The sequence below is a fragment of the Micromonospora sp. NBC_01739 genome (genome assembly GCF_035920385.1).
Lineage (GTDB): Bacteria > Actinomycetota > Actinomycetes > Mycobacteriales > Micromonosporaceae > Micromonospora.
Window position 1 is genome coordinate 2,803,587 of record NZ_CP109151.1, and the last position, 20,874, is coordinate 2,824,460.

At 71.4% G+C, this 20,874-nt stretch carries 19 protein-coding genes; 1 reads left to right on the forward strand and 18 read right to left on the reverse strand.

All coding sequences use genetic code 11. The features are described 5' to 3' along the window. Window positions 1–3: 3 nt before the first annotated feature. The 16 genes from def to pyrR all read right to left on the reverse strand — a co-directional run bounded on the left by def (window position 4) and on the right by pyrR (window position 18,826). Window positions 4–564, reverse strand: coding sequence for a peptide deformylase (def, locus tag OIE53_RS12305; protein WP_327026735.1), 561 nt, complete (start codon window positions 562–564; stop codon window positions 4–6). A 107-nt stretch (window positions 565–671) separates the two neighbouring features. Then, on the reverse strand, window positions 672–1,661 hold the full coding sequence (locus OIE53_RS12310; protein WP_327026736.1) for an AAA family ATPase: 990 nt from the start codon (window positions 1,659–1,661) through the stop codon (window positions 672–674). A 292-nt stretch (window positions 1,662–1,953) separates the two neighbouring features. Further along, on the reverse strand, window positions 1,954–3,957 hold the full coding sequence (locus tag OIE53_RS12315) for a primosomal protein N' (RefSeq protein ID WP_327026737.1): 2,004 nt from the start codon (window positions 3,955–3,957) through the stop codon (window positions 1,954–1,956). A gap of 65 nt (window positions 3,958–4,022) precedes the next feature. Continuing rightward, a complete protein-coding gene (gene metK / locus OIE53_RS12320) occupies window positions 4,023–5,216 on the reverse strand; it encodes a methionine adenosyltransferase (protein ID WP_327026738.1) in 1,194 nt (397 codons plus the stop codon). Between the two features lie 93 nt (window positions 5,217–5,309). Beyond that, a complete protein-coding gene (gene coaBC, locus OIE53_RS12325) occupies window positions 5,310–6,536 on the reverse strand; it encodes a bifunctional phosphopantothenoylcysteine decarboxylase/phosphopantothenate--cysteine ligase CoaBC (protein ID WP_327026739.1) in 1,227 nt (408 codons plus the stop codon). A gap of 14 nt (window positions 6,537–6,550) precedes the next feature. Next, window positions 6,551–6,814 carry a DNA-directed RNA polymerase subunit omega gene (gene rpoZ, locus OIE53_RS12330; protein ID WP_007075826.1) on the reverse strand — a complete coding sequence of 88 codons (264 nt, stop codon included), beginning with the start codon at window positions 6,812–6,814 and terminating at the stop codon, window positions 6,551–6,553. Window positions 6,815–6,865: 51 nt separating this feature from the next. Next, window positions 6,866–7,399: a guanylate kinase gene (locus tag OIE53_RS12335; RefSeq protein WP_327026740.1), complete on the reverse strand. Its 534-nt coding sequence runs from the start codon at window positions 7,397–7,399 to the stop codon at window positions 6,866–6,868. A 25-nt stretch (window positions 7,400–7,424) separates the two neighbouring features. Further along, entirely contained in the window at window positions 7,425–7,742 is a 318-nt protein-coding gene (gene mihF, locus OIE53_RS12340) for an integration host factor, actinobacterial type (protein ID WP_327026741.1), read from the reverse strand. Between the two features lie 171 nt (window positions 7,743–7,913). Further along, on the reverse strand, window positions 7,914–8,750 hold the full coding sequence (gene pyrF, locus OIE53_RS12345) for an orotidine-5'-phosphate decarboxylase (protein WP_327026742.1): 837 nt from the start codon (window positions 8,748–8,750) through the stop codon (window positions 7,914–7,916). Window positions 8,751–8,827: 77 nt separating this feature from the next. Further along, window positions 8,828–10,102 carry an adenosylmethionine--8-amino-7-oxononanoate transaminase gene (locus OIE53_RS12350; RefSeq protein ID WP_327026743.1) on the reverse strand — a complete coding sequence of 425 codons (1,275 nt, stop codon included), beginning with the start codon at window positions 10,100–10,102 and terminating at the stop codon, window positions 8,828–8,830. 141 nt (window positions 10,103–10,243) lie between these two features. Further along, a complete protein-coding gene (locus OIE53_RS12355) occupies window positions 10,244–11,284 on the reverse strand; it encodes a quinone-dependent dihydroorotate dehydrogenase (RefSeq protein ID WP_327026744.1) in 1,041 nt (346 codons plus the stop codon). Between the two features lie 138 nt (window positions 11,285–11,422). Beyond that, a complete protein-coding gene (carB, locus tag OIE53_RS12360; RefSeq protein ID WP_327026745.1) occupies window positions 11,423–14,782 on the reverse strand; it encodes a carbamoyl-phosphate synthase large subunit in 3,360 nt (1,119 codons plus the stop codon). Next, window positions 14,775–15,938 (reverse strand): glutamine-hydrolyzing carbamoyl-phosphate synthase small subunit, encoded by a 1,164-nt coding sequence (carA, locus tag OIE53_RS12365; protein ID WP_327026746.1) that lies wholly within the window; start codon window positions 15,936–15,938, stop codon window positions 14,775–14,777. The genes carB and carA overlap by 8 nt, the downstream gene beginning before the upstream one ends. Window positions 15,939–16,041: 103 nt before the next feature. Continuing rightward, window positions 16,042–17,319, reverse strand: coding sequence for a dihydroorotase (locus tag OIE53_RS12370; protein WP_327026747.1), 1,278 nt, complete (start codon window positions 17,317–17,319; stop codon window positions 16,042–16,044). Further along, on the reverse strand, window positions 17,316–18,242 hold the full coding sequence (locus tag OIE53_RS12375; RefSeq protein WP_327026748.1) for an aspartate carbamoyltransferase catalytic subunit: 927 nt from the start codon (window positions 18,240–18,242) through the stop codon (window positions 17,316–17,318). Before OIE53_RS12375 ends, OIE53_RS12370 begins: the two co-directional genes overlap by 4 nt. Continuing rightward, window positions 18,239–18,826: a bifunctional pyr operon transcriptional regulator/uracil phosphoribosyltransferase PyrR gene (gene pyrR / locus OIE53_RS12380; RefSeq protein WP_327026749.1), complete on the reverse strand. Its 588-nt coding sequence runs from the start codon at window positions 18,824–18,826 to the stop codon at window positions 18,239–18,241. The genes OIE53_RS12375 and pyrR overlap by 4 nt, the downstream gene beginning before the upstream one ends. Before the next feature lie 317 nt (window positions 18,827–19,143). On the opposite strand from pyrR, the gene bldD reads away from it, so the two are divergent. Beyond that, window positions 19,144–19,632: a transcriptional regulator BldD gene (bldD, locus tag OIE53_RS12385; protein ID WP_117229180.1), complete on the forward strand. Its 489-nt coding sequence runs from the start codon at window positions 19,144–19,146 to the stop codon at window positions 19,630–19,632. A gap of 79 nt (window positions 19,633–19,711) precedes the next feature. Here bldD and nusB read toward each other — a convergent pair whose 3' ends face one another. Both nusB and efp read right to left on the reverse strand, forming a co-directional pair. Further along, the gene (gene nusB, locus OIE53_RS12390) at window positions 19,712–20,122 is read right to left on the reverse strand and encodes a transcription antitermination factor NusB (RefSeq protein ID WP_327027166.1); all 411 of its coding nucleotides are present in this window, start codon (window positions 20,120–20,122) and stop codon (window positions 19,712–19,714) included. A gap of 23 nt (window positions 20,123–20,145) precedes the next feature. Beyond that, window positions 20,146–20,703 carry an elongation factor P gene (efp, locus tag OIE53_RS12395; protein ID WP_327026750.1) on the reverse strand — a complete coding sequence of 186 codons (558 nt, stop codon included), beginning with the start codon at window positions 20,701–20,703 and terminating at the stop codon, window positions 20,146–20,148. Window positions 20,704–20,874 lie beyond the last annotated feature (171 nt).

Below are 20,874 nucleotides of genomic sequence, written 5' to 3' on the forward strand. Positions count from 1 at the left end.
CGGTCACCGCCCCAGACCGAAGGGGCTGCCGGCACTGTGCGGGCTCAGCTTGACCGTGGGCGGGGCGGCATCGTCGTACCACTCGGCCTGGCGGATGGCCTTCATGGCCTCCTTGCGGCCGGCCGGGTCCAGCCGGTCGATGAACAGCACGCCGTCGAGGTGGTCGGTCTCGTGCTGCACGCAGCGGGCCATCAGGCCGGTGCCGACGATCTGCAGGGGGTCGCCGTAGCCGTTGAACCCCTTGGCGATGACGTTCTGCCGGCGCTTGGTGTCGAAGTACATCCCGGGGATGGACAGGCAGCCCTCCGGGCCGTCCTGCTCCTCGGCGTCCGGGAACTCCAGCACCGGGTTGACCAGGTGGCCCACCACGTCGTCGACATCGAAGGTGAACACCCGCAGGCCCACGCCGAGCTGTGGCGCGGCGAGACCCGCCCCGCTGCTGTCACGCATGGTGTCGGTCAGGTCGGCGATGAGCTTGCGCAGCTCGACGTCGAAATCGACCACCGGATCGGCCGGCGTGCGCAGCACCGGATCGCCGAACAGACGGATGGGCTGGACGGTCACGCGGTTTGACTCCTTAGCGGCGGACAGCAGTGCCTCACCAGTCTACGGAGTGTCCCGGGTCGGCCCGACCGGCGCATCATGATCGCCGGCCGGGCGGCGGGCCGTGGTCAGCCGATGCTGCCGGGCTCCCCGGCCAGCACCGCGTCCCCGGCCAGCAGGGCGTGCTCCGGCAGGGGCAGGCGGATGTCGTGCGCGGCCTCCCAGTCGTGGATCAGGCTGGGGCGGGCCTGCGCGGCGAAGAAGTCGACCGCGCTGGTCGTACCCACCACCGGCTCGTCGACCTCGGCGACCAGGCGGCCGGGGACCATCCGGAAGCCGTTGCGCAGGGCGGCGCTGAGCCGCCGGTGCCCGTTGACCACGAAGAAGTACTCACCGGTGTAGCCGATCTCCAGCGGCTCCAGGCCGGTCTCGCCGGCCTCGGCCACCTCCCCGAGGAAGGTCGAGTCGGAGTCCCACAGGCCGCGCAGACCGGAGACGTCCTCGGTCGGGTAGACCCGCGCGGGATCCAGCAGCAGCAGCGGGGGCGCCTCCCGCAGCACCTCGGGAGCCAGCCGCCCCTCGTAGGCGTCGATGATCCGCTCGATCACCTCGTCGGCCGGGGCCCGGGTGGTGTCGCAGATCAGGTCGTAGTTGCGCAGCCGGGCCTTGTCCACGCCGTAGCGGATCAGGAACCGGCCCCGCTCACTCTCGCTGCGCTCCCGGAGCTTGGCCTTGGCCTCCTCCATGGAGGTGTAGCTCTCGGCCGGCCCGGAGGGGCGCAGCAGCACCCGACGGGCCGCCTCACCCGGCTCGGTGATCATGTGCACCTTGAGGGCGTCCGTGAAGAAGTGCCAGGCCAGCCGCGAGTCCATGACCAGGCTCTCACCGGAGGCGGCGATGTCGCGCTGAAGCTGGTCGACATAGCCGTCGACGGCCTGGTCCAGCTCGGCGTGCAGATTGAGTTGCAGGGCGGTCATCTGACGATCCTGGGCCATCTGCCGGTAGAGGTCACCGACACTGACCCGGCGCAGCCCCAGCCGCTTGGAGATCTCCACCGACACGGTGCTCTTGCCGCTGCCGAGGTCACCGTTGAAGACGATCGACTGACGAACGGTCACGACTGGCCACCCCTGATCACGGCTGAATTGAAGCATCGATTTCGCGCCGGACCGACGCGGTCGCGCCGTCCTGCGACAACCCCTACCCTGCGCGCCTGCCGCCGCACCGTGACCTGGAGCGGTCGTGCGCCCCGGCATGACGGGCGACTCTATCACCTTCGGCGGGACCGCCCCGAAGACACGACCAGCGATGGGGGCATCGCCACAGAGGGCGTTGATCGCCTCACATATGGCGACAATTGCCGTGCCGAGCATCACATTCCGTGATCACCCGACCGTAGGGGTGTCCGGGTCAGAACATCGCCAGGGGGTCGATCTGCAGGCGTACCGGATCGGCCGCCTTCCGGGCGCTGCGCACCCCGGCCGCGACATGCAACGCCTCGGCCAGCGCGGCGGCCCGGGCCCGGGGCACCCGGATCAGCATCCGCTCCCGCTCACCGTCGGCCGGCACCGGACCCAGCAGTTGTGCCTGCTCGGGCAGGCGGGCCTGCGCCAACAGGTCGGCCACCGCCTCCGGAGCACCGGTCAGGCTGGCCATCCGTACCGCCGGTGGGAAGCCCAGTTCCCGCCGCTCGGCCAGCTCCCCGGCGGCGAACCAGGCGGGATCCCAGCGCAGCAGCGCCTGCACCGGGGCCAGGGCCCCGTCCGCGACCACCACCACCCGGCCGCCCTGGGCAGCCGGGCGGGCCAGGGCGGCCGCCGCCGCCCACCGCCGCAGCGCCTCCTCCCCCGCGCGCAGGTCGGCCCGGGTCAGCAGGGCCCAGGTGTCCAGCAGCAGCACCGCCCCGTAGCCACCGGCGGCGACCGGCTCGGCCCCCGGGGTGGCGATCACCAGTCCGGGGCCGCCGGGAACCTCCACCAGCACCTCCTCCCGACCGGAGGTGCGTACCGGCACCCCCGGGAAGGCCCGGCCCAACTCCTCCGCGGTGCGGCGGGCCCCGGTGACGGAGGCCCGCAGCCGCCGTCCATGGCAGTGCGGGCAGGCGTACGCGGCCGCCACCCGGGCGCACCAGCGGCAGTGCGGGGCCCCACCGGCCGAGGGCAGCGCCAACGGCCCGGCGCAGTGCGGACAGCGGGCCGGGGTACGACAGTCGTCGCAGGCCACCGACGGCAGGTAACCCCGCCGGGGCACCTGCACCAGCACCGGGGACTCCGCCCGTAGCGCCTCCCGGGCGGCGGTCCAGGCCAGGCTGGGCAGCCGGGCGGTAGCCGCTCCCGGGTCCCGGGCCAACTGGGGGTCGTCCCCGGTCGGCGCGACCGCCGGGGCCCGCGCCCGCAGCACCTCCCGGGTCGGCACCACCTCGCGGGCCCACCCGGTCTCCACCAGCAACTGCGCCTCGGCGGTACGGGCGTAGCCGCCGACCAGCGCCGCGGCCCCGTCCAGGTGGGCGCGGGTGAGCAGCACCTCCCGGGCGTGCGGGTACGGCGCCCGGGGCTCGGCGTGCAGGTCGTCACCGTCGTCCCAGATGGCCACCAGGCCCAGCCGGGACACCGGGGCGAACATCGCGGCCCGGGTACCGATGACCACCGGGGCATCGTGGTGCCGGGCGGTGAGGAAGGCGCGGTACCGGCGGGCCGGACCCAGCGCGGCGGACAGGCAGACGTGCCGGTCCGGTCCGAGGGTGGCGGTCAGGGCGGCGTCCAGCCGGTCCAGGTCCCGGCCGTCGGCGACCACCACCAGAGCGCCCCGACCGGCGGCCACCGTGGCCGCCACCGCAGTGGCGTACCGCGCCGCCCAGTCCTCCCCCGGCAGGGCCGACCAGACGGCCCGGGGTGCCCGCCCGGCGGCCAGGGCCCGCAGCAGGGCCGGCCCGGCCGGATAGTCCCCCCACCCCCCCGGTTCCGGCCCGCCCGAACCGCTCGGCTCGGTGGGGTCGCTCGGCTGGTTGGCCTCACCCGACGCGGTGGGCTGACTCGAATCGGCGGGCTCGCTGGGTTCGGTGGTCGGGTCGGTCGGGGGTTCGCCGGTAGCGGTGCGGGCCAGGAAATCCTTCTCCACCCGGGCATGCCGGGGTGGGACGGCCAGGCGCAGCACATCGGCCAGGCTGCCGGCGTACCGGTCGGCGACCGCACGGGCCAGCCGACGCACCTCGGCGGCGAGCACCGGCACCGGCGAGACCACCTTCTCCAGGTACGCCAGCCGGGGATGCTCGGAGCTGTCGTGGCGTTCCAGCAACCAGCCGTCGACCAGCTGACCGGCGAAACGCACCTTGACCCGCACCCCGGGGCGCGCCTGCGCGTCCAGCGCCTGCGGGACCAGATAGTCGAAGGGACGGTCCAGGTGGGGCAGCGGCACATCGACACAGACACGAGCGACCGGCGACCCGTCAGCGGGCCGCCGGTCGTCTCGCCTGGTGCCGGTCAGGCTCCCGCGGCCGACTTGAGGTCGGCGGCCCGGTCGGTGCTCTCCCAGGTCAGCTCCGGCAGTTCCCGGCCGAAGTGACCGTAGGCGGCGGTCTGCGCGTAGATCGGACGCAGCAGGTGCAGGTCCCGGATGATCGCGGCCGGACGCAGGTCGAAGACCTCCGTGACGGCCTTCTCGATCGAGGCCACCGGCACGGTCTCGGTGCCGAAGGTCTCGATGAACAGGCTCACCGGGTGGGCCTTGCCGATGGCGTAGGCGACCTGCGCCTCGCACCGCTCCGCCAGCCCGGCGGCGACCACGTTCTTGGCCACCCACCGCATCGCGTACGCGGCCGACCGGTCGACCTTCGAGGGGTCCTTGCCGGAGAAGGCGCCACCACCGTGCCGGGCGTACCCGCCGTAGGTGTCGACGATGATCTTCCGCCCGGTCAGGCCGGCGTCACCCATCGGGCCACCGATCTCGAAGCGGCCGGTCGGGTTGACCAGCAGCCGGTAGCCCTCGGTGTCCAGGCCCAGGCCCTCAAGCTCCGGGGCGATGACGTGGTCCCGGACGTCCGGGGTCAGCAGCGACTCCAGGGAGATGTCCGCGGCGTGCTGACTGGAGACCACGACGGTGTTGAGGCGTACCGGCCGCAGGCCCTCGTACTCGATGGTGACCTGGGTCTTGCCGTCCGGCCGCAGGTAGGGGACGGTGCCGTCCTTGCGGACCGCGGCCAGGCGACGGGCCAGGCGGTGGGCCAGGGCGATCGGCAGCGGCATCAACTCCGGGGTCTCGGAGCAGGCGAAGCCGAACATCATGCCCTGGTCGCCGGCGCCCTGCGCGTCCAGTGCGCTCTCCGAGGCGCCGGTGCGCAACTCGAAGGCGTTGTCGACACCCTGGGCGATGTCCGGCGACTGGGAGCCGATCGAGACGCTGACGCCGCACGAGGCGCCGTCGAAGCCCTTCTTCGACGAGTCGTAGCCGATGCCGAGGATGGTCTCCCGCACGATGGTCGGGATGTCGGCGTACGCCTTGGTGGTCACCTCGCCCGCGACGTGCACCTGACCAGTGGTGATCAGGGTCTCCACGGCCACCCGGCTGTGCGGGTCCTGGCTGAGGAGGGCGTCGAGGATGCCGTCACTGATCTGGTCGGCAATCTTGTCCGGGTGGCCTTCCGTGACCGATTCGGACGTAAATAGGCGGCGTGTCACGGCACTCCTAAGTCAGTGGAAGTCGTTGGGAGTCAGTGGATGTCGTTGGGCGGCAGTGTAGTCACCAAACGGTACGGGTACGTCGATCGTCGTCTAGGGGGCCACTCGTACGGAGGATCGCCCCGAAAGCCTGACGACGACCAGATCCCACACCTCGTCGGCAAGCTCCTCCTTGGACTGTTCGGCCAGCCGGGTGACCGAACCCGCCACGTCGATCACGGTGGCCGCGTTGGTGTCCGCGCCGAAGACCTTGTCCAGCCCCACCTCGTTGATGACGATGAGGTCAGCCCGCTTGCGGGCCAGCTTGGCCCGCCCGTTGGCCTCGGCGTCACCGGTCTCGGCGGCGAAGACCACCAGCACCTGTCCCGGCCGCCGCCGCTGGCCCAACTCGGCGGCGATGTCCGGGTTGGTGACCAGTTCGATGGTTGGGGCCACCCCGTCGTCCGCCTTCTTGATCTTGCCTTCAGCGTAGCTGGCGGGTCGGAAATCCGACGGAGCCGCCGCCATCACCACCACCTCGGCGTCGGCCGCGGCCCGCACCGTGGCCTCCCGCAGCTCGGCGGTGGTGCCCACCCGGATCAGGTCCACCCCGGCCGGATCGGGCAGTGACACGTTGGCCGAGATCAAGGTGACCCGGGCACCCCGGGCCACCGCGGCGCGGGCGAAGGCGTAGCCCTGCTTGCCGGAGGAGCGGTTACCCAGGAAGCGCACCGGGTCCAGGGGTTCCCGGGTGCCTCCGGCGGTGACCAGCACGTGCCGACCGGCCAGGTCGGCCGGGGCGGCCGCGCCCCGGGCCAGGGTCCGGCGGGCGACCGCGAAGATCTCCGCCGGATCGGGCAGCCGACCCTTGCCGGTGTCGGCCCCGGTGAGCCGCCCCACGGCGGGCTCGATGACCCGTACCCCCCGGCCGCGCAGGGTGGCCACGTTGTCGACCGTGGCGGGGTGCTCCCACATCTCGGTGTGCATGGCCGGTGCCAGCAGCACCGGGCAGCGGGCCGTCAACAGGGTGTTGGTCAGCAGGTCGTCGGCGATGCCGTGGGCGGCCTTGGCCAACAGGTCGGCGGTGGTGGGTGCGACCACCACCAGGTCGGCCTGCTGACCCAGGCGTACGTGCGGCACCTCGTGCACGTCGGCCCAGACCTCCTCGGTCACCGGCTGACCGGAGAGCGCGGCCCAGGTCGGGGCGCCGACGAACCGCAGCGCGGCGGCGGTCGGCACGACCCGCACCTGGTGTCCCGACTCGGTGAACAGCCGCAGCAGTTCACATGCCTTGTACGCGGCGATCCCGCCGCCGACCCCGAGGATGATCCGGGCGCTCATCGCACGCGCAGGGATTACGGCTGGTCGGTCGGCTCAGCGGTGAGCAGGCCCGCGTTGATCTCCCGCATCGCGATGGAGAGGGGCTTCTCCTGAGGGGTGGTCTCGACCAGCGGGCCGACGTACTCCAACAGACCCTCACCGAGCTGGCTGTAGTAGGCGTTGACCTGACGCGCGCGCTTGGCCGCGAAGATGACCAGAGCGTACTTCGACGTCGTCTTCTCCAGAAGCTCGTCGATCGGCGGGTTGGTGATGCCTTCTGGGTTGGCGATGGATCCCACGGATTAACCTCTGCGTCTTTCGCACGGACCGCGCTAGCGCGGTGCCGGCGCTCAACCGCGCGGGCGCGGCCGGGCCGGAGCCAGGAAGGAAGAACCGATGAATCCTACCAGTTCGCCCACGACCCGCTCCGTGCGGTCGTACGACACGGTGTGGTCGAAGGCCGACACCACGGTCATGGCCGGCATTCGGCCGGGCGGGTGGAGCAACACCAGTCGGGCCTGCGGCCAGGCGGCCCGCACCAGCAGGGCCCCGTCCAGATCCAGGGGCAGCAGGACCGGCACTCCGGCGGCGAGCCGGAGACGCAGCGGGGCGGTCTCGGTGCCCCGGCGATGCGCGCCCAGCCAACTCCACTCCAGCAGTTCGCCCGCGGCCAGGCGGCGGTCGAACTCCGGTGGGCTCAGGAAGTGACGATCGACCCCGTCACACTCGCCCTCACGTCGGGGTCGGGTGGTGACCGTGATCGGCCGCCACACGGACGGAGAACGCGCCCGGACCAACTCGACGACACTCTCCCTACCGGCACCGGATGGGCCAGCCAGGACAGTGAGCCGAGCCGCCGGGCGCGTCTCGTCATCCAAGCTCACTGCTTGTTTCTACACGCAGCCTCGCTCAGTTGGCAGCGAACTCCCCAAGCAGGGCCTTGCGCTGCTGCTCGCCGAGGCCACGCAGGCGACGGCTCTCGGCGATCTTGAGCTTCTCCATGATCTGGGTGGCCCGGATCTTGCCGATGCCCGGCATCGCCTGCAGCACGGCCGACACCTTGAGCTTGCCGACGACATCGTCGGACTCGGCCCGCGCAAGAACGGCACCGAGGGTGGTCTTGCCCTGCTTGAGCTGCTCCTTCAGCTCGGCACGGGCTTTGCGGATCTCCGCAGCCTTCTCCAGCGCGGCTGCGCGCTGCTCGGGGGTCAGTGACGGGAGCGGCACCAGTTCTCCTCAGGTCCCTATCGCGACGGGCGGGACGCACCGCCGCATCTGTGAAACGTGGTGTCGCTGTGAACCAAGGGGTTCCCAGCGCCGGGAAAACTAGCGGTCAACGGAGCTTTCGGCAACGTGGGCGCGCGATGATCACCACAAAGTGATCGAGCCATCAGTCAGTCAGGACATCCTCAGCGCGGCCTGGCAGTCGGTTACCGCCCGGTCAGCTGCGGCCCGCAGAGCATCCGGGTGTGGGCCCGCTCCCAACACCTCCCGGGAGTACGACGGCAGCACGGCGGGCAGACTGGAACCGAACACCACCCGCAGATCGGCCGCCGTGGCACCCTGCGCGCCGAGCCCCGGCGCCAGCAACGGACCGTTCATCGCCGACAGGTCGCAGCCGGTCTCGCCGACAGTCGCCCCGATCACCGCACCGATACTCCCGAGCGGTTCCGCACCCGCGTTGAGCTGCGCAATCTCGTCGATCACCGTCTGCGCCACGGTGCGTCCGTCCGCCGTCGTGGCCCGCTGGACCGCAGCGCCCTCGGGGTTGGAGGTGAGCGCCAGAACGAAGACCCCGCCGCCGTGTTCGGCGGCGAGTTCGAACATGGGGGCGAGCGATCCGACCCCCAGGAACGGGCTTGCCGTGACCGCGTCGACATGCATGGGGCTGGATGGATGAAGGTACGCCGTGGCGTACGCGTGGACGGTCGAGCCGATGTCGCCACGCTTGACGTCGAGCAGAACGAGCGCGCCGCGCTCGCGCAACTGTCGGATAGTTGACTCAAGCACCGCCACACCGTGGGACCCGAATCGCTCGAAGAAGGCCGACTGAGGCTTCACCACCGCAACTCGGTCACCGAGGGCGTCCACGACGGTCGCGGCGAACCGGCTGAGCCCCTCGACGTCGTCGGCGAGACCCCAGCGGGCCAGCAGGGCCGGGTGCGGGTCGATGCCGACGCAGAGCGGACCCCGTTCACGGACGGCCCGGTGCAGTCGGGTGCCGAAGCTCTCCATCCTTCGCGCCTTTCTCTCATTGCTCAACTTGCCCTGTCCGGCTACTCAATCGCGGCACCCAGGTCGGGTCCGACTACTCAGGCGACCCGGGCCGCCGCACCGATAGCCGCCGTGATCAGCGCCAGGTCGGCGTCCTCGGTGAGGTACGGCGGCATCGTGTAGATCAGATCCCGGAAGGGACGCAGCCACACTCCCGCTGCAACCGCGGCGGCGGTGGCGGCGGCCATGTCGACCTCGTGGTCGAGTTGCACCACACCGATGCCGCCGAGGACCCGGACATCCGCCACCCCCGGGGTGCCACGCAACGGTTCCAGGCCGACCCGCAGGTTGCGCTCCAGCCGGGCCACCTGCCCGGCCCAGTCCCCGCCGGTCAGCAGGCCCAGCGAGGCGTTGGCGACCGCACAGGCCAGCGGGTTGCCCATGAAGGTCGGCCCGTGTGCCAGCACCCCACCGGCCCGGATGCCGGCCGCGATCTGCGGGGTGCACAGCGCGGCCGCCAGGGTCAGGTAGCCGCCGGTGAGGGCCTTGCCGACACACATCACGTCCGGAACCACCCCGGCGTGCTCGGCGGCGAACATCGTCCCGGTACGCCCGAACCCGGTGGCGATCTCGTCGAAGATCAGCAGCACCCCGTGCGCCCGGGTCACCTCGCGCAGCACCTTCAGGTAGTGGGGGTTGTGGAACCGCATCCCCCCGGCCCCCTGCACCACCGGCTCGACGATCACCGCGGCCAACTCGTCGGCGTGCCGCTGCACCGCCTCGACCAGCGCGGCCTCGTACCCCGGATCGACCGGTGTGTCGAAGCCGCCCGGCGGCACCGGGGCGAAGACCTGCCGGGGCAGCACCTCGCCCCAGAGATGGTGCATGCCCCCCTCGGGGTCGCAGACGCTCATCGGGTGGAAGGTGTCCCCGTGGTAGCCACCCCGCCAGGTGCCCAACCGTCGGCGCTGCGGCCGGCCGGTGGCCCGCTGGTACTGGAGGCACATCTTGATCGCCACCTCGACGCTGACCGAGCCCGAGTCGGCCAGGAACACGTGCTCCAGCCCCTCGGGGGCCAACTCGACAAGGGTGCGGGCCAGCTCGACGGCGGGGGCGTGGGTCAGTCCGCCGAACATGACATGACTCATCCGGCCCAGCTGGTCGGTCACCGCGGCGTCCAGCACGGGATGCCGGTAGCCGTGGATCGCCGCCCACCACGACGACATCCCGTCGACCAGCTCACGCCCGTCCGCCAGCCGCAGCCGTACCCCCTGGGCGCTCTCGACCAGGTACGGCGACATGGCCGGCGGCAGGGCCGCGTACGGATGCCAGACGTGCGCGGCGTCAGCGGCGAGAATCTCCTCCGGCCTCACCGGGTCTCCCCTCCGGCACCGACCGGGCGGGGCCCCGACCCGCCCGCCCCCGGCGCCCGTCGCTCGTACACCTCGGTAGGTGGGTCGGGCCGGTCGCTGTCTCCCCCTCAGGTCCGGCACCGCCCGCCCCACCGTGGTCTGTCATCGTGTGGTGGTGGTCGGCTGCGGGGCGGCCGCCGCCGCGCGGGCGACCGCGCGGGGCAGGGCCGGGCCACGGTAGATGAAGCCGGTGTAGAGCTGCACCAGGCTGGCTCCGGCGTCGAACATCCGGGCCGCGTCGTCGGGGTGGAGGATGCCGCCCACCCCGATGATCGGCAGCCGTCCGCCGGTCTCGCGGTGGACGAAGGAGACCACCTGGCGGGCCCGGTCGGTCAGCGGTCGACCGGACAGGCCGCCCGCCTCCCCGGCCCGCGGCTGGTCGCTCGGGGCCAGGCCCTCGCGGCCCAGGGTCGTGTTCGTGGCGATCACCCCGGCGGCCCCCCGCGCCAGACACACCTCCAGCAGTTCGGCGATGGCGGGCTCGGTGAGATCCGGGGCGATCTTCACCAGCACGGGCTTCTCGCCTACCAGGGCGGCCAGCAGGGCGTCCAGGTGGTCCCGGTCCTGCAGGGCGCGCAGGCCGGGGGTGTTCGGTGAGGAGACGTTGACCGCGAAGTAGTCGCCGTGCCCGCGCAGGGCGCGGTACGACGCCTGGTAGTCGGCCACCGCCTCCTCCAGCGGTGTCACCTTGGACTTGCCCAGGGAGATCCCCAGGGGTACGCCCAACGGGCGGGGCAACGCCGCCAGCCGGGCCGCCAGGGCCTCGGCTCCGGCGTTGTTGAAGCCCATCCGGTTGATCACCGCCTCGCTGTCCGGCAGGCGGAACAGCCGGGGACGGGGGTTACCGGGCTGCGGGTGGGCCGTCACCGTACCGACCTCGACGAAGCCGAAGCCCAGGGCCGGCCAGGCCGGCAGCGCCGCCCCGTCCTTGTCCATCCCGGCCGCCAGTCCGACCGGGTTGGGGAACCGCACCCCGAACACCGTGCGGGGTGCGGCCACCGCGTACCGGGCCCGCAGCACCGCCAACGCGGCCGGCATCCGCGACAGCGCGCTCAACCGCCGCAACGTCCACTCATGGGCCGCCTCCGCGTCCCCGCCCCCGACCCGGAACAACCCCCGCCGAACCGTCCGCTCAAACATCACCCAGCACCTCCCCCGCCCCCGGCATCGCCCCGTTGATCATGAGGTTGACGGCGGTGTGGATCTCCTCCACTGCCGCCAACCTCATGATCAACCGACAGGAAGCGGGGTGGGGTGAGGGGGTGGGGGTGGGTGGGGTGGTCATTGGGGGGTCCGGAGGGTGGCGTGGAGGGCCTGGAGGGGGCGGACCTGCATGTCGCCACGGATGCGGGCCTCGATGCCCATGACCGCGGCGGCGGCACCGGGGACCGTGGTGATGCAGGGGATGTCAGCGGTCACCGCGGCGCTGCGGATCTCGTAGCCGTCGGAACGGGCGCTGGCACCGGAACCCTGCGGGGTGTTGATCACCAGAGCGATCCGGCCGTTGCGGATCAGCGACACCGCGTCGTCGTCGGAGCCGGCCTCGTAGTGCTTGGGGGCAAGCTCGCAGGCGATGCCGTGCCGACGCAGCACCTCGGCGGTACCGGCCGTCGCGACGATCTCGAAGCCCAGATCGGCCAGGCGCTTCACCGGGAAGATCATGCTGCGCTTGTCGCGGTTCGCCACCGAGACGAAGATCTTGCCCTGGGTCGGCAGGTCACCGTACGCGGCCGACTGGGACTTGGCGAAGGCGTACCCGAAGGCGGTGTCGATGCCCATCACCTCGCCGGTCGACTTCATCTCCGGGCCGAGCAGGGAATCCACCCCCTTGCCGGCCGGGGTCCGGAAGCGCTTGAAGGGCAGGACCGCCTCCTTGACCGCTACCGGGGCGTCCAGCGGCAGGGTGCCACCGTCCCCGGTCGCCGGCAGCAGACCCTCCGCCCGCAGTTCGGCGATGGTCGCCCCGAGGGCGATCCGGGCCGCCGCCTTGGCCAGCGGCACCGCGGTGGCCTTGGAGACGAACGGCACCGTACGCGAGGCGCGCGGGTTGGCCTCCAACACGTACAGGGTGTCGTCCTTCAACGCGTACTGCACGTTGAGCAGGCCGCGTACCCCGATGCCCCGGGCGATCGCCTCGGTGTACCGGCGGACCTGTGCCACATGGGAGCCGGCCAGGGTGATCGGCGGCAGGGCGCAGGAGGAGTCGCCGGAGTGGATGCCGGCCTCCTCGATGTGCTCCATCACACCGCCGAGGTACACCTCCCCGTCGGCGTCACAGAGGGCGTCCACGTCGATCTCGATGGCGTCGTCGAGGAACCGGTCGACCAGCACCGGGTGGTCCGGGGAGATGTCCGTGGCCCGCCCGATGTAGTCACGCAGGGTGGCGTCGTCGTAGACGATCTCCATCCCCCGCCCGCCCAGCACGTACGACGGCCGGACCAGCACCGGGTAGCCGATCGCGTCGGCGATCTCCTTGGCCTCCTCGTACGAGGTGGCGGTGCCGTGGTCCGGGGCCCGCAGACCGGCCCGGGCCAGTAGGGCCCCGAAGGCGCCCCGCTCCTCGGCCAGGTGAATCGACTCCGGGGAGGTGCCGACCACCGGTACCCCGGCGTCCTTGAGCCGCTGGGCCAACCCGAGGGGGGTCTGCCCGCCCAGTTGCACGATCACGCCCACCACGCCCGGCCCTCCGGCCGCCCGGCCGGAGGAGTCCTCCGCGTGCCAGACCTCCAGCACGTCCTCGAAGGTCAACGGCTCGAAGTAGAGCCGGTCGGCGGTGTCGTAGTCGGTGGAGACCGTCTCCGGGTTGCAGTTGACCATCACGGTCTCGAACCCGGCCCCGGAACCCGTACCCCGCAACGCCTGCACGGCGTGCACGCAGGAGTAGTCGAACTCGATGCCCTGCCCGATCCGGTTCGGCCCGGAACCCAGGATCAGCACCTTGGGCCGGTCCGAGCCGACCACCTCGGTCTCCGCGTCGTACGAGGAGTAGTGGTACGGGGTGGTGGCCTCGAACTCCGCGGCGCAGGTGTCCACCGTCTTGTAGACCGGTCGGATCCCCAGCCGGTGACGCAGGGTCCGTACCCCGTCCTCGGCGGCCAGTTCGGGACGCAGCGCGGCCAACTGGCGGTCGGACAGGCCGGCCCGCTTGGCCTGGTGCAGCAGTTCGCCGTCCAGCACCGGGGCGGCCACGATCTCCGCGCGCAACTCCACCAACGCGGCGATCTGGTCCACGAACCAGGGGTCGATCCCACCGGAGGCCGCGGTGACCTCCGCGATCGAGGCACCCAGGCGCAGCGCCCGCTCCACCGTGTAGAGCCGACCGTCGTGCGGGGTGGCCAGGGCGGCGAGGGTGTTCTCCTTGGTCGCGCCGGCCGGGTCGGGCACCGTCCAGAACCCGGCGGCCTTGGTCTCCATGGACCGCATCGCCTTGTTCAGGGCCTCGCTGAAGTTGCGGCCGAGACTCATCGCCTCGCCGACGGACTTCATCGTGGTGGTCAGCTCCGGATCCGCGCCGGGGAACTTCTCGAAGGCGAACCGGGGGATCTTCACCACCACGTAGTCCAGGGTCGGCTCGAAGGCCGCCGGGGTCTTGCGGGTGATGTCGTTCGGGATCTCGTCGAGGGTGTAGCCGATGGCCAGCTTCGCGGCGATCTTCGCGATCGGGAAGCCGGTCGCCTTGGAGGCCAGCGCCGAGGAGCGGGACACCCGGGGGTTCATCTCGATGACCACGATCCGCCCGTCGGCCGGGTTGATCGCGAACTGGATGTTGCAGCCGCCGGTGTCCACCCCGACCTCCCGCAGCACCGCGATGCCCAGGTCACGCAGGCGCTGGAACTCGCGGTCGGTCAGCGTCATGGCCGGTGCCACCGTGACGCTGTCGCCGGTGTGCACGCCCATCGGGTCGATGTTCTCGATCGAGCAGACCACCACCACGTTGTCGTGGCGGTCCCGCATGAGTTCGAGCTCGTACTCCTTCCAGCCGAGCACGCTCTCCTCGATCAGCACCTCGTGCACCGGGCTGGCGGCCAGCCCCGAGCCGGCGATGCGCTCCAGGTCCTCGTCGTTGTGCGCCATGCCGGAGCCGAGGCCGCCCATGGTGAACGACGGCCGGATCACCACCGGCAGGCCCAGCTCGACGACGGTCTCGCGGACCTCGTCCATCGAGTGGCAGACCCTTGAGCGGGGCACCAGGCTCGTGGGATCCGCCATGCCGAGCTGTACGCCCGCCTTGGCCACGATGTCCTTGAACAGCTGCCGGTCCTCGCCGCGACGGATCGCGTCGATGTTGGCGCCGATCAGCTCGACACCGTACTTCTCCAGCACCCCGGCCTCGTGCAGGGCGACCGCGGTGTTCAACGCGGTCTGCCCGCCCAGGGTGGGCAGCACCGCGTCCGGCCGCTCCTTGGCGATGACCAGTTCGACGAACTCCGGGGTGATCGGCTCGACGTAGGTGGCGTCGGCGAACTCTGGATCCGTCATGATCGTGGCCGGGTTCGAGTTGACCAGGCTGACCCGGATCCCCTCGCTGCGCAGCACCCGGCAGGCCTGGGTGCCGGAGTAGTCGAACTCGCAGGCCTGCCCGATGACGATCGGCCCGGAGCCGATCACCAGGATGTGCTTGAGATCGTCGCGCTTAGGCATTGCTGCGCCCCTTGCTGTGGTTCCGGCCCTCGATCAGTTCGGCGAAACGGTCGAAGAGGTAGTCCGCGTCGTGCGGACCGGCCGCCGCCTCCGGGTGGTACTGCACGGTGAAGGCCGGGACCTCCAGGGCCCGCAGCCCCTCGACCACGTTGTCGTTGAGGCAGACATGGCTGACCTGTACGCCCCCGAACTCGGTCTCGATGACCTGGTCGGGCACGACCGCGCCCGGGGCCACCCCGGGCACCTGCACGGCGAAGCCGTGGTTGTGGCTGGTCACCTCGACCTTGCCGGTCATCCGGTCCAGCACCGGCTGGTTGATGCCCCGGTGGCCGTAGCCGAGCTTGTAGGTGCCGAAGCCCAGCGCCCGGCCGAGGATCTGGCTGCCGAAGCAGATGCCGAACAAGGGCACCTTCCGACGCAGCACCTCACGGGCCAGCTTGACCGGCCCGTCGGCGGTCGCCGGGTCACCCGGGCCGGGTGAGAAGAAGACCGCGTCCGCCCCGGTGGCCAGCAGATCGTCGATGGTCGCCGTCACCGGCAGCACGTGGGTGGTAACCCCCCGGGCGGCGAGCCGACGCGGCACGTTGCGCTTGATGCCCAGGTCCAGAGCGGCCACCGTGAACCGGTGCTCCCCCTCGGCCGGCACCACGTACGGCGCGGTCGTGCTCACCTCGGCGGACAGGTCCGCGCCGACCATGTGCGGCGACTGGCGGACCCGGGCCAGCAGGGCGCGGGGGTCGTCGTCGATGCTGGAGATGCCGACCCGCATGGCGCCCCGGTCGCGCAGGTGCCGGGTCAGGGCCCGGGTGTCCACCCCGCTGATGCCGACGATCCCCTCGGTGGCCAGCCGGTCCTCCAGCCCGCCGGTGGCGCGCCAGTTGGAGCTGATCCGTGCGGGGTCTCGCACCACGTAGCCGGCCACCCAGATCCGCCGGGACTCGTCGTCCTCGTCATTGACACCGGTGTTGCCGATGTGCGGGGCGGTCTGCACCACGACCTGCCGGTAGTACGAGGGGTCGGTCAGGGTCTCCTGGTAGCCGGTCATCCCGGTGTTGAAGACCGCCTCACCGAAGGTCTCCCCGACGCTGCCGTAGGCCTCGCCGTGGAAGGTGCGCCCGTCCTCCAGGACGAGAATCGCCGGACGCCTACGACTCATGCCGCGCCTCCGATCCGGACGACGTTGCTCCGCTGGGCTGCGCTCACTTGAGTACGCCTTTCGTTCGCGACTGCGGGACTCCGCTCCGCTACATTCCTCGCGCTCACCGGACTGCCTTTCCGTCCAGGACCGTCGCCTCGCCGCGCAGGAAGGTCGCCACGATGCGACCCGGCAGCGTCATCCGGGCGTACGGGGTGTTGCGGCTGCGACTGGCCGACTCCGCCGGGTCGATCGTCCGGCGGGCCGCCGGGTCGACCAGGGTCAGGTTGGCCGGGGCTCCGGGGGCGGGGTCGTGCCCGTGTTCGGTCAGCCCGGCGATGCGGGCCGGGGTGCGGGACATCCGCTCGGCGATCAGATCCCACTCGGGGCCGAGCACCTCTAGGGCGATCGACAGCGCCGTCTCCAGCCCGAGCATTCCCGGGCGGGCGTACGCCCACTCGCACTCCTTGTCCTCCACGGCGTGCGGGGCGTGGTCGGTGGCGATGATGTCGATCACCCCCTCGACCAGCGCGGCCCGCAGGGCGGCGATGTCCGTGGCGGTCCGCAGCGGTGGGTTGACCTTGTACACCGGGTCGTAGGTCTCCGCCCGGGTGTCGGTGAGCAGCAGGTGGTGCGGGGTCACCTCGGCGGTGACCCGGACCCCCCGTGCCTTCGCCTGGCGCAGCACCTCGACACTGCCGGCGGTGGAGAGGTGGCAGACGTGCAGTCGGCTGCCGACGTGCTCGGCCAGCAGCACGTCCCGGGCGATGATCGCCTCCTCGGCCACGGCCGGCCAGCCGGTCAGGCCCAGCCGGGTGGAGACCTCACCCTCGTGCATCTGCGCGCCCTCGGTGAGCCGGGGCTCCTCGGCGTGCTGGGCGATGATGCCGTCGAAGGCCTTGACGTACTCCAGGGCCCGGCGCATCAGCCGGGGGTCGGCCACACAGTGCCCGTCGTCGGAGAAGATCCGCACCCGGGCGGCGGAGTCGGCCATCGCCCCCAACTCGGCCAGCCGCTCGCCGGCCAGCCCTACGGTGACCGCGCCGATCGGCTGCACGTCGACCAGCCCGGCCTCCCGGCCTAGCCGCCAGACCTGCTCGACCACTCCGGCGGTGTCGGCCACCGGGGAGGTGTTGGCCATCGCGCAGACCGCGGTGTAGCCGCCCAGCGCCGCCGCCCGGGAACCGGTCTCCACGGTCTCGGCGTCCTCCCGCCCGGGCTCACGCAGGTGGGTGTGCAGGTCGACCAGGCCGGGCAGGGCCACCAGGCCGGTGGCGTCGAGCACAGTGGCCTCCGGCGCGGACAGCCCCGGGCCGGCCTCGGCGACCACGCCGTCGCGCAGCAGCAGGTCGGTAGGTGCCGCGCCGAGCACACTGACGTTCTTGATCAGGTACGAGTTCACCGGTTGTTTCCCCCGAGCAGCAGGTAGAGGACGGCCATCCGCACGGAGACCCCGTTGGTGACCTGTTCGACGATGGTGGAGCGGGGCGAGTCGGCCACCTCCGGAGTGATCTCCATGCCCCGGTTCATCGGACCGGGGTGCATGACGATCGCGTGCTCCGGCAGCCGGCGCATCCGGGTGCCGTCCAGGCCGTAGCGGCGGGCGTACTCGCGGGCGGAGGGGAAGTAGGAGTCGCCCATCCGCTCCCGCTGCACCCGCAGCATCATCACCACGTCCGTCGAGGGCAGCACGGCGTCCAGGTCGTAGCAGACGGCGGTACCGGGGGCCAGGGCGGCGGAGATGTCGACCGGGATCAGGGTGGGCGGCCCGACCAGGGTGACCTTGGCACCCAGGGTGGACAGCAGCAGCACGTTCGACCGGGCCACCCGCGAGTGCAGCACGTCACCGACGACGGCCACGGACAGGCCGGCCAGCCGGCCCATCCGGGAGCGCATGGTGTACGCGTCCAGCAGCGCCTGGGTGGGATGCTCGTGGGTACCGTCGCCGGCGTTGACCACGGAACCGTCGACCCAGTCGGCCAGCCGGTGCGGGGCGCCGGAGGCCGGGTGCCGGACGACCACCGCGTCGGCCCCCATGGCCTGCAGGGTCAGCGCGGTGTCCTTGAGGCTCTCCCCCTTGGCGACGCTGGACCCCTTGGCCGAGAAGTTGATCACATCGGCGCTGAGCCGCTTGGCCGCCGCCTCGAAGGAGATCCGGGTCCGGGTGGAGTCCTCGTAGAAGAGGTTGACCACCGTACGCCCGCGCAGCGCGGGCAGCTTCTTGACCTCACGGCCGGAGACGGCTGCCATCTCCGCGGCGGTGTCCAGGATCTGCAGGGCGGTGTCGGCGTCCAGGTCGGCGCCGGAGAGCAGGTGCCTGATCATGAGAGGGCGTCCTCCGCGTAGAGCCGGACCTCGTCGGCACCGTCGGTCTCGGCGAGGGTCACCTTCACGCTCTCGGCCAGGGCGGTGGGGATGTTCTTGCCGACGTAGTCGGCGCGGATCGGCAGTTGCCGGTGGCCCCGGTCGACCAGCACCGCGAGTTGTACGGACGCCGGGCGCCCCAGGTCCCCCAGGGCGTCGAGGGCGGCGCGCACCGTACGGCCGGAGAAGAGCACATCGTCGACGAGGATCACCCGCATGCCGTCGATCCCGCCGGGCGGCACCTGGGTCGGGCCGACCGCCCGGGTGGCGTTGCGCCGCAGGTCGTCGCGGTAGAGGGTGATGTCGAGCACCCCTACGGGTACCGCTATGCCCTCGAAGGCGTTGATCCGGTCGGCGAGTCGGCGAGCCAGCGGAGCGCCCCGGGTCGGCACACCGAGCAGTACGGTGTCCGACGCCCCCTGGGTCTTCTCCAGGATCTGGTGGGCGATCCGGTCGACGACCCGCTGCACCTCGGCGCTGGTCAAAATCACCTTCACCGAGGGTTGTCGCGGCGGCGACGGGTGGGCAGCCGGTGGGTAGGCCACGGCGGACCTCCTTCCCCGCCTCACGGGACGGGTCGTTAAAGGATGTCGGATCCTCCAGGTCAGCCGGGTTGCGGCCGGCGGGAGGGCTTGGGCCACGTTACCAGTGGTCGTTGCCGTGACCACGGTCGGGCACGAGTGGCTCAGGCCACGTCGGCGGAGGACCGGTCGACGTATCGGTTCAGCGGGCAGAACGGGACAAGTCGACCGGGGTGCCCAACTGGAGTCTCAGCACCACTTGACCACGTTTACGAATCCCCGTACCGTCACGCTCCGTAGCGATCGCTGGGAGAACCCCGAGCAGCACTGGGAGTGTCCGAATGCCCTCTGAATACGCCAAGTCTCTGGGCGCCCGCCTGCGCTCCATCCGCCAGCAGCAGGGTCTGTCCCTGCAGGGCGTGGAGGAGAAGTCGAACGGGCGTTGGAAGGCGGTTGTGGTCGGCTCGTACGAGCGCGGCGACCGGGCCGTCACGGTGTCCCGCTTGGCCGAGTTGGCCGAGTTCTACCGCGTCCCGGTCTCGGAGCTGCTGCCGGACGGCAGTGGGGTGCGGCACGAGCCCACCAGCAAGATCGTTCTGGACCTGGAGCGGCTCTACGACGAGGCCAGCGAGGAACTCGCCTACGTGGCGCGGTACGCCCGGGCCATCCAGCAGCAGCGCGGTGACTACAACGGCCGGGTGCTGTCCATCCGCGCCGACGACCTGCGCGCCCTCGCGATCGTCTACGACGCCTCCCCCTCCGGCCTGATCGAGCGGCTGACCGAGCACGGCGTGCTGGTCGCCGACCCCCGGGCGTTCTTCGCCTCCTGACCCCCCACAGCACGAAAGGCCCGCGCCGGATGGCGCGGGCCTTTCTTCGTTGCGGAGCCCTCCTCGGTGCGAGGAGGGGTCAGCGGGTGGCGTACTCGGCGATGCGGCCGAGCAGGCCGTTGAGGAACCGGGGAGAGTCGTCCGTGGACATCTGCCGGGCCAACTCCACGGCCTCACTGATCGCCACCGCGTCGTCGATCTCGTCGATGTAGAGCAGCTCGTAGACCGCGATGCGGGCCAGGTTGCGGTCCACCACCGGCATCCGGTCCAGGGTCCAGCCCTCGGCGTAGCTGGCGATCAACTCGTCGATCCGGCCCAGGTGACCGGCCACCCCCTCGACCAGGCCGACCGCGTACCCCAGATGGTCCGGGCGCGGCTTCTCGATCCGCTCGATGTAGCCGGCCAGCACCTCGACCGGCGGACGATCACGCAGGTCGGCCTCGAAGAGCACGTCCAGCGCCCGCTTGCGCGCCTTGCGGCGCGCCGGCATCTGCTGCTTCGGACCCTCGGCCATCAGGCGCGGCCGAGGTAACGGCCGTCGCGAGTGTCGACCTTGATCTTCTCGCCGGTGGTGATGAAGAGCGGCACCTGTACGGTCGCGCCGGTCTCCACCGTCGCCGGCTTGTTGCCACCGGTGGACCGGTCGCCCTGAAGGCCCGGCTCGGTGTAGGTGATCTCCAGCACCACGGAGGTCGGCAGCTCGACGTAGAGCGGCACCCCCTCGTGGGTGGCCACAGTCGCCTCGGCCTCGGGCAGCAGGTAGTTGGCGGCATCGCCGACCGTGGCGCCCGGGACGGTGATCTGGTCGAAGGTCTCCATGTCCATGAAGACGTAGTCTTCGCCGTCGGCGTAGAGGTACTGCATGGTGCGCTTGTCCACGGTCGCGGTCTCGACCTTGGTGCCCGCGTTGAAGGTCTTGTCGACGACCTTGCCGGAGAGCACGTTCTTCAGCGTGGTACGCACGAACGCACCACCCTTACCGGGCTTGACGTGCTGGAACTCGACGACGGCCCAGAGCTCCCCGTCGAGGTTGAGTACCAGGCCGTTCTTCAGGTCGTTGGTGGTGGCCATTTCCTGCCTTGATCGTCATTTGGCGGACAGACCTAGCAAGTCTACTAGCCGGGCGCGGACCCACCGGCCGTCCCCTCGACCCATCGAGGTCCCACCCACCACCCTCGGTAACCACTCCCTCTCCCGCAGTCCCACCCCCGCCAACCCACGGCACGATGGCGCTGCTCAGCG